Origin of the sequence: Coleofasciculus sp. D1-CHI-01 (genome assembly GCF_040218875.1) — a bacterium.
Taxonomy (GTDB): domain Bacteria; phylum Cyanobacteriota; class Cyanobacteriia; order Cyanobacteriales; family Coleofasciculaceae; genus Coleofasciculus.
The window spans coordinates 12,430-24,504 of sequence record NZ_JAVJQP010000103.1 but is presented as its reverse complement, the minus strand read 5'-3'; the positions used below and the strand labels follow the sequence as shown (position 1 = coordinate 24,504).

The window sequence follows — 12,075 nt, the reverse complement described above, 5'->3', positions numbered from 1 at the left end:
TAATTCTATGAAAGTTTCCTTATAGAGTTTAGGGACTCAGACGCGAGTCATGTATTTAATGAGACCTTTTGACCGTATGGATGAGGGGCGAGACATTAACCCTTGTTAAGAACGCTGGAATTTTTCGGCGGCGGATGCTACTGAACTCAAATTGAGGAACTGATCCAGGATTGTTCCGGATAAACCCCGCCTATTCCAGAAGAGTGAAATGGTAGATGCACCCTGATTGACGTTCCCTGGCTCACTGATTTGGGCTAGGGATTTTTTTTTAGCCATAGTGGGTAAGCCACATCCAGCATTTTTCCGTTGCTATGTACATCGGGATGAAGGAGTTTTTCCGAATGTCGGGGTGGGTTTCACGATTATCGTTTTTTTCCGCCCCGATTTGACTAAACCTGCCCCTAGAGAAGGTTTCAGTTGTGATTGTACAGACTGGTTCTGTTGGGGTTCAGTTCAATCTCTCTTATCTTAGCAACGGTTGCACGAGAGGGATACATCCGGAAATTACTCTGGGAAAGGAAGTAGAAGTAGGGTGGGCATTGCCCACCAGCATACCAGTCATTACCTGTAGAGGAACGGCACTGCTGCAAGCTGTCATGCCTTTAAATTGGGTATTAGTAGCGAGAAAAACATCAGGTTTATTCGCTGTCATCAGAATAGTTGGGGTGTTTATAGTTTTCATCTAAAATGGTGGAATAGGGAATTATCATACAAAATCTAACACAACGAATTTCAGTAGACCGAAAAGTTTTGCGATCGCGATCATGTCAACCGACTTGATGGCGGATACGGTACGGGGGAAAAGCATAGCCGCAGGGGTTACTTGGGATAACCGTGTATGTAAATTTGGTCAACTTGTCTAAGGAAGAAGCGGAGACTGAATTATTAGCGGCTCTTCAGGAACGTGCCAAGCCAGATAAAAAGCCAGCGTTTCCAGGTCGTGTAACGACTGCTGAAGAACGAGAAATGCCCAATTCCGTTCCGTTTCCTGGTGAACCAATGACACAGCAGAATTCCAATTATGGGCGGGATCAGAACATCATCAATCAACCGTCAGGCAATATTCGGATTGGCGGGTCTTAGTACCGGAACGTTATGTATTCTAACCAGGGAGAGTCGGTAAGCTTGTGACGCAGCAGAATAATAACTACGGACGAGACCAATACATTATTAACTCACCAGGAACCGTCTACGTTGAAGGGTTTACCTCGATCACACCCATTGAGAATGAAGATGTTGAAGCCCAAGAACGGGAGACGTTATCGAATGAGTTTTATCGTGGAATCTCAGCTCGGTACAAACATATTCTTGCCGCAGTTGATAAACCCCGTCCGAATAAGCTGAATGAGATTAATCAGAAATTCCAGGAAAACCAGCTCGTAATTGTTCATGGTGCTTCTGGACAAGGAAAAACGACTCTGGCATATAGGTACTTGCATGATTTCTTTCGAGATCATCAACGTTTCCAAGTCCAGGTAATTGAAGGTCGTAAAGATGCCTTAAGTATCGCCAATGCGCTGGCAAGGCAAGCTAAGGAGAGCGAAATTCCCATCGCTGTTTATCTAGACGTTGCACCGAATGATGTGGGTTGGGATGAGCTTGTCAAACAACTATCCTCCCATCGAAATATCCAAACTCTGGTTACGATTCGAGAAGAAGACTTCCGCCGCACTAGCATTTCTGGCGCAGAGCTACAGTTTTCTGAAGTAGAGTTACGGTTTGATCGTCCTGAAGCGGCAGAAATTTATCAATTTTTAGTAGATACGGAAAAACCAACCCAATTTCTGGACTTCGACGATGCCTGGAATCGGTTTGGTGGTGAAGGACCCTTAATGGAATTTGTCTATCTTGTTACGCAAGGAAATTCTCTCCGGGAGAAACTACGACAGCAGGTTAGACAAATTGAAGATGAGGTTAGAGTCGGAAAACGTCCTGAAGCCGAACTCACATTACTTCGATTAGTTTCAGTTGCGTCAGCTTTTGAAGCACGTTTGAAGGTTAGAGAATTGGTTCGTTCCCTCAAATTGCCTGCGCCACAGCGAACTTTGGAGGTGATGGAAAAAGAGTATTATTTATTGAAAACTACAAATAACAGTGCTTGGGTTGGGGGGTTGCATCCCATTCGTTCAGGAATTTTGGTAGATATACTGACTGATTCGACATTCTATCCTTGGTCTGACACTGCTACGGAATGTTTACCGTTTATCGTTGAACAAGACGTTAGCAATTTTCTACTCTATGCCTTTTCACGGTATCGGACTGAGCTAGAACCATTGTTAAATGCACTTGATTCATACCAGCCGAGACGATGGGTTGCGATCGCGGGTGTAGTCCGAGCCTTAATTTGGCTTGGCATTAAGGAATATATTGAAACCAATCAACAACTGATTTTGGATATTGACAAAGAAGCGAGTAGCGGCTGGCAAATCGTTCTCAATGTAGATATTGCTGGTGTCAGTCCAGATGCAAATCTTCACTCAACACTAGCGCGGTTATTACCTGAGAAGGGATTGGCACAGGTGGAAGCCCTCCGCAGTCGTCAAACCGAGACAAGTCAGATATTTGTTCGTGCTTCTCAGTGGCTATCAAACTTAACTCAGGAACCAATTCCTCCCCAACTTGAATTAGATTGGGCTGGGATGGCAGAAACTTTGTTTTGGGTAAGACGGTTAAAAGTAACATTGCCCATCATTAATTGCCTATCTCGTGTTGACATAGATAGTGCCGTTGAGACATTAACTCTTGAAATTTTGGCAGATATCGCCCTTGGGCTTTTCTACTGCGATAAATCAGGCTATCGCTCCTGGATAAATGATAATTACGCTAGATTAATTCGTCGATTTCAACGGAAAACCCAGACATTAGTTTTAGAAAATGATGGACAAAATATTCGATTACATTTCTTAATTGAATTATTTCATAGTGAAACTTTATCATCTGAAATACCACAACTTAACAACAGGCAGAATATTCAATCTCATTTCCCGACTGAGCTATCTCAACCCGGTGTACAGCGCTCAGAATCTCAACCTAGTCAAACTGACTGGGAAGAAGTTTTCTTGAATGCAGCAATGTATCGATTGAAGTTATGCAGAAAAATTTTTCCAGACCTAGAACGATATTGCAGCCAAGGGTATGGGCATCAAATCTGGATCAATGCTGAACTCCCTGATGATACTCACAAACACATCCCACACTCTAACTTTCCACTCCATTGGTTAGTTTCGCTGAATGCCACATTTAGAGGATTAGTGGAGCAGACTGTACGACCTAAGACATGGGAAGAATACACTCAACTTGTTTTGGAATTACGACGAACAATTGTGCAAGTCCTGCAACAACTGAAACAGGGTCTAGATATTTACTTTAGAGAAAAAAAGATGACAAAAATCATGGGTGAACATATTGAATCCAGTTCATGGACTCGCAGTCAGCAACTTTTACAGTCCTCTCCCTTACTACCAAGCTGTGCTTTTGATGAATGGGGCTTTGTCTCTGATAGTCGCGATCGCTCAAAGGAGTCAAATCAGGAAGCTCTTTACCAACGTCAAAATCTCGTTGTAGAAAAATATAAACCTTATCACAAGGCTTTTCGTAAATATACTAGTGCATGCTTGAACTTCTTTAGGCAAGCTGAATGGGTTTTGAACTTTCATCCCTATTTCAGGAATGGAGAAAATACTAGAGTTCAAGAAGTTGCCCAGCAAGCCAACATCGATCTAAGTCAACAGGCTCGTCTATCTGTACTAAATTTAGGGGATGCTCGGAAAGTATTGCCTAAGTTCCAAGAAGAGTTTAGAAGTCTTTTAACCCAATTTGCAGAAGTTGATGAGCTAAGTAACTTAGAACGCTTAGAACAAGCCATATTTAACAATGTATGGTGTTCATGGTATTTCTTTGCCTTTCATCCCAATCAGCGATTCCAAAACGCCACCTGGCAATGTACACAGCAATTCAGTAATCAAGTTAGAGAAATCAGAAAAAATATTAAGAGAGAGCTACGGAGGCTCTCCCGAATTGGTTTACAAGTCAGTATTCTCTCAGAGGACGTACTTTGGGAAGAGGAGCGAACTCTATGGCTGGTGATTAATGGGGAAAATGTGTTTGATGTGTATAACACTGTTGAAGGAGTGGTTTCTGCTGTTCGCCGAGCGATCGCTGTTTCTCAGAATCATGAATTACGGCACTATGCCATCACATTCACTTGGTCAAATATTGTCATTGTGCCGTTGTTAAAAGGTAAATCTTTGGATAGAACGGCTTGGTGTTTCTCCTCAATTCTCTTCTCTGTGGATACAGGTGAGGGTACGTTTGGGCGATGGAATTTTGTGCCAGTTGCTATTCCATTAAACGCTTTCTCTCAATTGGCACTCACAACTTGGACATATCCTCGTTTGCTAGTTGGACAAAAACTCACAGGATTGCTGTTGCAGTTGTCATTATTGGTGTCACACATACGAGAGTTTGAACAACTGCCAGAACTAGACGAGCAGGGACACGAGTTACTTCAGCAATATATTCAACGACTCACAACTCCGATGGGTGAGATATTCCAAGCTGTGTTAGACACAGAGACAGAAATAATTGACTATTCCAAGCAGCTTTCGCCTTCAGAGCAAGAAAATCGTCCCCATTTAACTACTGTAGTTCAGGGACTTGCAGAACTACATGAACAAATCCTGCCGCCTGCTGATTGTTCTAGAGACGGAAGAATTGAGTTAACCATGAACCTGCCAGAAGTTGCTGAGTGGGCTAACCGTTTAGAATCGATTCAACAATCCGTCTTTTTAATATATTTGTTCTGGGTGTCAGATGTGCTAGAGGAAGCAGAATCTTCAAGTTGTAATTGAACAGGGAGAACGTTACACAAACGCTTTGTAGGGGCGAGTCGCTGGACTAACGCTAATAGGACAGCCTATTATTGGTGTTGACTCGCCTACTAATCAGTAAGACTTGGCTAGCTTTTGCCCAACCTGACGCGAATCCCATTGGGAGCAGGTCAAGTTTGATATAATGTTCATGCTAACCTGATACGTTGGGTTTCGTTCCTCAACCCAACCTACTTGCTAAATCTTAACCCGAATCCTTATGTAATACTTTTAAAGTTGGCGGCTGTGTTTACCTGTCAGACTTTGTTATCGACAGATGAGACAAAATTGTTTGCTGCGAATCCAATTTATAGTTGATGAAAGTGAAAGGTTATTATAGAAACTATCTACCCGTGAATAGCACTGAACAATCATGAGGATTCTGCTGGTTGAGGATGATCAGCGCATTGCCAAAGCGCTGGCAGAAACTCTGCAAGATCGACATTATATTGTTGATCTGGCGACTGATGGCGAAGCGGGTTGGGATTTCGTCGAAGCATTCAACTATGAACTCATCCTGCTGGATGTGATGCTACCTAAACTGGATGGAATTAGCTTTTGTCAACGCTTGCGACGTTCCGGTAAAATGACCCCGGTGCTGATGCTGACGGCTAAAGACACCAGCAATGATAAGGTAATCGGATTAGATGCAGGTGCAGATGATTATGTGGTGAAACCCTTTGACTTGCCAGAATTAACGGCTCGGATTCGGGCATTACTGCGTCGAGGCAATTCTAGCCTACCCCCAGTGCTGGAGTGGGAACGTCTCAGCCTCGATCCGAATACCTGTCAAGTCACTTATGCTGAACAACCCCTGCATCTGACACCCAAGGAATACAGTTTGCTGGAATTACTGTTACGAAGTCATGGTCGTGTGCAGAGTCGTAGCGCTATTTTAGAACAGCTTTGGTCATGGGATGATCCACCCGGAGAAGACGCGGTTAAGGTTCATATTAAAGATTTACGCAAGAAACTTAGAGCAGTCGGCGCTCCACCGGATTTGATTGAAACGGTTTATGGCATAGGGTATCGGCTTAAGCAAAATTAGCCAGGGGAAAGACGTATGAGTAGAGAAAATACGGCAAATGAGGGAAATAGGAGACACAATACGGCAAGGGATAGAGGAGCAGAGGGAACCGGGGGTGTAGGGGCGGGTTTTACAGATAACATGCAGGCGCTAAACCGATAAGTTGACTAAACCCGCCCTTGAGGAAGCAGGGGAAGAAGAAATTACATTTAGAGCTCGCTCCGAGTAATATTGATAGGAGATAGAAAACATTGGATTCCTTTTTATCAAAATTAGGTCTGAAAATTATTCCCTCGCCGAACGCGAAGCGTCAACCCTCAACACTCAGTCAGGGCGGGTTTCGCCAAAAGGTTACCATCAATAAAAAGAAAATCCCTAAACCCGCCCCTACACCCTCACAATCATTTCATCAAGGGTCACGACGGGTCAAAACCATGCCCTCAGCGATCGCGAAAGCTCAAAATGCTGTCAGTCCCCAGTTTCAAGCCTTGCGCTGGCGTCTGTTGGGTTCCTACCTGATGGTTATGGTGGCAATTCGGGTCATATCCAATGGCGTAGTCTACGAATTTTTTGCCCATAGTCTCTATCAGCAATTAAATAACCGTCTGCTCAATTTAGCCCAAGCGGCGGCTCATAGTTTAGTGGCGATTAAGCAGGATAAAGATGCCGTTGATCAACCAGCTTATCGCCCTTTAGATGGAGATGGTGATCTCGACATTCCCTGGCAAAATCTAAGTAAACCGGATCAAGGTGTGGAGTGGTTTGGGGCAGATAAGCAACGATTAGCTATCTCTGGCACCCTTTCACCCACTTTTCCCCTGCAAGAAGGATTCCAGACAGGGGAACAAGGGCAGATTCGTACCTTAACGATTCCCGCGTACAGTTACAGCCAAGGACAACGACAACTCGAAGGTTATGTTCGCGCCAGTGAATCTACAGAGTCTGTGGAAGCTGTCCTCACCCAGTTACGTTGGGGATCAGGTGTAGCAGGTGTTCTGGCGTTAGGACTGATTGGAGTGGGCGGTATGTGGCTGACTCGGCAGTCGATGAAGCCCATTGAGCAGAGTTTTCAGCAACTTAAACAGTTTACAGCCGATGCATCTCATGAGTTACGCAGCCCCCTGACGGCGATTAAGGCGTCAGTGGAAGTAATGCAGACTCATCCAGAACGGATTCATCCGGCGGATGTGGAAAAATTGAATGCGATCGCGTCGGCGACTAGCCAGATGAGTCGTTTGGTCGAGGATCTCCTGTTACTCGCCCGAACGGATGCGACAACCGCTGCACCAACCCGCGAATGGACGGTGATTCCCCTTGATGAACTTTTGGAGGATGTTGAGGAGCGTCTCGAACCCAACGCTGAAGCTCAAGCTACTACTCTGAAACTCGAACTACAAAAGGACATTTTTGTCAAGGGGGATGCCTCTCAGCTTTTTCGTGTCTTTTGTAATCTGCTCGAAAACGCTCTGCAATATACCCCATCCGGGGGTACAGTTACCCTGTCGATGAGTACAGATGAAACCTGGGTGGTTGTGAGTGTGGAGGATACAGGGATTGGTATTGCTCCAGAACATTTACCCTTTATTTTCGATCGCCTGTGGCGAGCCGATAAAGCCCGAACTCAGCGCCAGGAGGGTTCTGGGTTAGGTTTAGCGATCGCCAAAGCTATTGCCCAACGTCATGGTGGAGACATTACGGTGAGGAGTGAGTTAGGAGTTGGCAGTTGTTTTCAGGTGTATCTACCTATATTTTCTTAGGGGTAAGCTGTTCGGCATTTAAACCTTAATGTCAATAATGACGAAATCCTTGTAGTGCGAGCCAGAAAGCTCGCTACTAATACCCAATTTAAATGCATGACAGCTTAGGCACAACACTGAACACCTCGACCTATTTTTACCCAAAATCATGGTCTCGAACCATGTCTTTTTTTTTAAGTCGGGGAACGGCACAGAAGAACCCCTAATGGTGGTGTGACGGAATACAACTTTTATTTCTTTACCGAATCTTTACATTTACCGTCTATTTTTTGTACCAAGCCATTCTCAGCGAGTGGCAAGGCTGTTTATACAGAGTATTAAGATACTAGAGATAATGAATTCAAAAGCTTTAATTGCTGAGTTTATCGGCACGTTTGCCTTAATATTTATTGGCGTTGGTGCGATCGCGACAAACTATATCATAAAAGGTGACACCGATGTCGATTTAGTCGCCATTGCTCTAGCCCACGGCTTGACCATTGCTGTCATGGTTAGCGCTACCGCCGCCATTAGTGGGGGTCATCTCAATCCAGCCGTCACCTTCGGCGCTTGGTTGGCGGGCAAAATTAATCTCAAAGATGGTTTGGGATATATTATTGTTCAGTGTTTAGGAGCCATCTTTGCTGCCAGTTTGATTAAGTTAGCGATACCCCTAGAGCCACTAGGAGCCATTAACATGGGTACACCTGCACTAGGTAATGGAGAAACTCCAATTATGGGCTTAGTGCTGGAATTTATCCTCACCTTCTTTCTCGTCTTCGTGGTTTTTGGCACAGCGATGGATAAACGCGCCCCCCAAGTCGGCGGTTTGTTTATTGGGTTAACCGTTACCCTCGATATCCTGGCGGGTGGACCGATTAGTGGTGCCGCCATGAACCCTGCTCGTTATCTCGGTCCAGCTTTATTGGGAGGGGGACTCCAGTACATTTGGCTCTATTGGCTTGGTCCATTAGCTGGTGGTGGTGCGGCGGCTTTAGTGTACCATTACCTGCTCGAAGACCGCAGTCAACGTGCGATCAAGTCTAAGGAGGGTGAAAACTAGGTAATAACTCCATCTTGGTGAGAGAAATGACTTGTGAGATGGGCAATGCCTAACCAAGACCAACCTGTAATTGGGGGAGTTAACGACTTTCCCCAACTTTTTTTTGGTACAACTATGGTATCCACCCGAGTTCTTTACCTTTTTCACCTAAAGTCTTAACAACAGCCGGAAACGGTGATGGATAACTTCAGAAGTCTCAAGCAATGGAGGAGGGGATGCCCATGATACGCACCTTTCGTAAATACCACCGCTTAATCGCGATCGCTGCCTGTCTACCTTTAATTCTGACAGTGATTACTGGCATAGGCTACACCATTTTTGATGAATGGTTCCATCAAGACGAGATCGGCGGGTTTCTGATGCAACTGCATACCCTGAAAATTTTAGGTCTCGACACCATCTATCCGTTGTTGAATGGTTTGGGATTAGTGGGGCTGTTAGTTACAGGGTTGAGCATGACGGGTTTATTTAAAAAACGTCTATCTACCCACAAAACAGGCAATTAATAAAATCATGATTCAGGATTCAAGTCACAATTCAAAAGTGACAACTACTGCCGTATAGTGGTAGGGGTGTAATGTTTGCGTCTCTCCACTGGGCTGTCCCTCACCCCCTTGGGAAGGGCTATCGTCAAGACTTTTTAACCTATGAATCGCCGAGAATTTATAACTTGGGTGGGAATTGGTGGTATCGCCAGTTACTTGCCCGTCGCCATTGTTGCTTGTTCGCCCAAAACCGATGAATCAACCTCTGCGGCTAATCCCACTCGTGCGGATGGATTTGAGTCGGTGGGTACAGTCGCTCAATTGGATCAAGAGGGTGAAATCCTCAACGAACAATTTTTTGCCGGTTCAATCTTGGTGTTGCGTGATCCAGAGGACTCGAACAGGATTATAGCTGTCAATCCTACCTGTACTCACACGGGTTGTACAGTAAAGTGGCAAGGTGAGCAAACGGAATTTGTCTGTCCCTGTCATGATTCTAAATTCGCAATTGATGGCGAAGTCATTCAAGGACCCGCTAAAGATTCCTTGGCTGGTTATGAGGTGAAGCAAGAAGATGATTTAATTCTGGTCAAAGCTGGTTAAAACCAGCTTACACACAAACGCAACTTATGTTGAGGGCACGATAGTATCGTGCCCCTACGAATGGTGATTTAGATGTCAATAAACTCGAGTTCTAGGAGAGACTAAAATGATGTGTCTGTAGACTGGCGATTTATCCCACGCCGCCTGAACCTTCGCTCAGGTCAGAATATTGGACTTAAGGGTTGTCGCTGTCTCTAGCTAACCGAAACCTCCATCAGTTCTTGAATCAAGGAATTGCTGTCTTGACTCATTGAGGGTTCTGGATGTTTGGCGATAATCATCGGAGTGTCTTCCATATCACTATCCGGGATAGCTTGGAGAAGGTAAACCTGTTCCGGGTTGACATTGGCAATCACCTGGGGTGAATGAGTCGCCACAATAAACTGACAATTGGGAAAAGTGCGAGTCAGTGCTGGCACAATCTCATGTTGCCATTTCGGATGCAGATGGAGTTCAATCTCATCAATCAGAACCACACCATTCCCTTCTAGGGGATTCGCTAACCCCGGATTCGCGATCGCTAATCGTTTGGCTAAATCGGCGGCGAGTGAGAGTAAACCTTTTTCACCTTCTGATAGTTGATTAACGACTAATTCTCGACCTTGTTTCGTCACTGTCATCCGTAAGGGGGCACGTCGCACCCGGAAGTTAGCAAAACCGGGTAACAGAGAGGATATTGCTTGGCGGATGGCTTCTAGGAGGCGATCGCGGTGTTCAGGATTATCTCGACGCCATTCGTTTTCTAGATCCTCAAGATCCTTAAACCACTCGAAGAAGCTGCTAAAGTTAATCGACACACCCGTTAAGGCGTGGTCATAAATCGCCAGTTGGTTCGACCAATAGTATTTAGTTGTTTCTTGGGTAACCTTGTCGCAAAACTGGCGGTTGACGGGATAGTAAACCACGACGGGTAAATTCACATTCAGATTGTTTTGCAACTGATTCTTAATTCGCAAACAAATTCCTTCTAATTCTCGCATGTTCCCGCCCCTAGGTCGTCCCTTGGTATTGGATAACGAGAGAAACCAACTGATCTGCCGTTCCCTCAAGGAAATCGTGATCTCATTTTTGGTTTGATGAGCGCCATTGGCGATATCTTCCTGACTAAAAAAATGTCGCGGAATTTTCCGTTCTTCGGTAATGTCCTGTTCATTAATAAAATGTCCCGTTCCAATTGGATCTTGAAGTTCCGCCACAAAATGGGAAAGCAGGAGTGCGATACAGTCGAGAATACTGGATTTTCCCGTTCCGTTGATCCCCACCAAGACTGTCGGTTCAGTCTCCTGGAACTCCAGCGTCAGATCGCCGATGCCACGGAACGAGTTGATTTTCAGGCGCTTGACTTTCATGGCTTATAGTAGGCTGATGGCAATAAAATGACACCGGGATGAAAAAGCAGCAATTGTTGTTGATACTGCTGATGATACTCTGATCAGTTGAGCTTGTCCGGCAAAAGCCTCATGCAATTGATTAAAGAACTCCTTAGATGGACGTTGTAAAAACGTACCCTGACACGTCTAGAACTTAAATGCGTAACCTCTGAGGAACCCTTAACTGGGGTTACGCCAGCCGATGCTGACGCTTTAGGGAGCAATCCCTAGTGAAGCTTCCCAGAAATAAACGCGATCGCAATATTGAAATCTGCTCTTACAGATAGCTTCCAGGGAAACATTTTGCGTGTTGGTCACATCCAGGGACACGAAAGCGGGTTCTCCTCCGGGTGCAACGGTTCGAGATTCAGCCTTTACCCCATCTATATACACATTAACAAGAACCCTGGGACTACCTTGGTCGTTATCGCGCATGCCAAACCCTAATTGCAATGTCTGAAAGTTAACATTCTCCCGATTGGGTTGCAGTCTACAGGTCAATGATGCCAGAGTATCGCCCGAACCCATATAAAATCGCGATGAGTAAACCGCTTTATTGACTACAACGTTTTCACTTCGACGTCTCCAGTTGCCGATCCCCGTATCCACACAATTGAGCCTTAGCAGGAAGGTTGAGCGTTCTTGCGCTTGCACAATTTGTTGACTTGGGGCAGTCAACGCCGCAAATAGAAGTCCACTGGCAATAATTTTCTGAATCAGTTTGCTTTTCATCTGCATTGAGTAGATCACCCACACCAATAGGTGTCAATACTACATCATCCCATGGGCAAAGGTGCAGGGGGGTAGGGAAGATGAGGGAGATGGGGAAGATCTTACTTTTCATGGGATCTGGAAAACCTCTCTCCAAACCTCTCTCCTGCAAGGAGAGAGGCTTTGAATTCTCCTGCTTAAAAAGGGGGACG

At 45.1% G+C, this 12,075-nt stretch carries 11 protein-coding genes; 8 read left to right on the top strand and 3 right to left on the bottom strand.

Annotation, left to right across the window (positions count from 1 at the left end):
* Positions 1-105: 105 nt before the first annotated feature.
* The gene (locus RIB93_RS18925) at positions 106-276 is read right to left on the bottom strand and encodes a hypothetical protein (RefSeq protein ID WP_446374499.1); all 171 of its coding nucleotides are present in this window, start codon (positions 274-276) and stop codon (positions 106-108) included.
* A gap of 558 nt (positions 277-834) precedes the next feature.
* On the opposite strand from RIB93_RS18925, the gene RIB93_RS18920 reads away from it, so the two are divergent.
* From RIB93_RS18920 to RIB93_RS18885, 8 genes are all read left to right on the top strand, one after another.
* Entirely contained in the window at positions 835-1,083 is a 249-nt protein-coding gene (locus RIB93_RS18920; RefSeq protein ID WP_446374497.1) for a hypothetical protein, read from the top strand.
* Between the two features lie 44 nt (positions 1,084-1,127).
* Positions 1,128-4,850, top strand: a complete 3,723-nt coding sequence (locus RIB93_RS18915; RefSeq protein WP_446374495.1) for a hypothetical protein — start codon at positions 1,128-1,130, stop codon at positions 4,848-4,850.
* 391 nt (positions 4,851-5,241) lie between these two features.
* The gene (locus RIB93_RS18910; RefSeq protein WP_446374493.1) at positions 5,242-5,916 is read left to right on the top strand and encodes a response regulator transcription factor; all 675 of its coding nucleotides are present in this window, start codon (positions 5,242-5,244) and stop codon (positions 5,914-5,916) included.
* Between the two features lie 15 nt (positions 5,917-5,931).
* Positions 5,932-6,057 (top strand): hypothetical protein, encoded by a 126-nt coding sequence (locus RIB93_RS18905; RefSeq protein ID WP_446347639.1) that lies wholly within the window; start codon positions 5,932-5,934, stop codon positions 6,055-6,057.
* A gap of 272 nt (positions 6,058-6,329) precedes the next feature.
* Entirely contained in the window at positions 6,330-7,652 is a 1,323-nt protein-coding gene (locus RIB93_RS18900; protein WP_446374525.1) for a sensor histidine kinase, read from the top strand.
* Between the two features lie 334 nt (positions 7,653-7,986).
* On the top strand, positions 7,987-8,694 hold the full coding sequence (locus tag RIB93_RS18895) for an MIP/aquaporin family protein (protein ID WP_446374491.1): 708 nt from the start codon (positions 7,987-7,989) through the stop codon (positions 8,692-8,694).
* Positions 8,695-8,915: 221 nt separating this feature from the next.
* The gene (locus RIB93_RS18890) at positions 8,916-9,200 is read left to right on the top strand and encodes a peptidase (protein ID WP_446374489.1); all 285 of its coding nucleotides are present in this window, start codon (positions 8,916-8,918) and stop codon (positions 9,198-9,200) included.
* Between the two features lie 141 nt (positions 9,201-9,341).
* Positions 9,342-9,782, top strand: a complete 441-nt coding sequence (locus RIB93_RS18885; RefSeq protein WP_446374487.1) for a QcrA and Rieske domain-containing protein — start codon at positions 9,342-9,344, stop codon at positions 9,780-9,782.
* A gap of 194 nt (positions 9,783-9,976) precedes the next feature.
* On the opposite strand, the gene RIB93_RS18880 is transcribed toward RIB93_RS18885, so the two are convergent.
* Complete coding sequence (locus RIB93_RS18880) at positions 9,977-11,131, bottom strand: AAA family ATPase (RefSeq protein ID WP_446374485.1); 1,155 nt, start codon at positions 11,129-11,131, stop codon at positions 9,977-9,979.
* A 234-nt stretch (positions 11,132-11,365) separates the two neighbouring features.
* On the bottom strand, positions 11,366-11,884 hold the full coding sequence (locus RIB93_RS18875) for a hypothetical protein (protein WP_446374483.1): 519 nt from the start codon (positions 11,882-11,884) through the stop codon (positions 11,366-11,368).
* Positions 11,885-12,075: the final 191 nt, after the last annotated feature.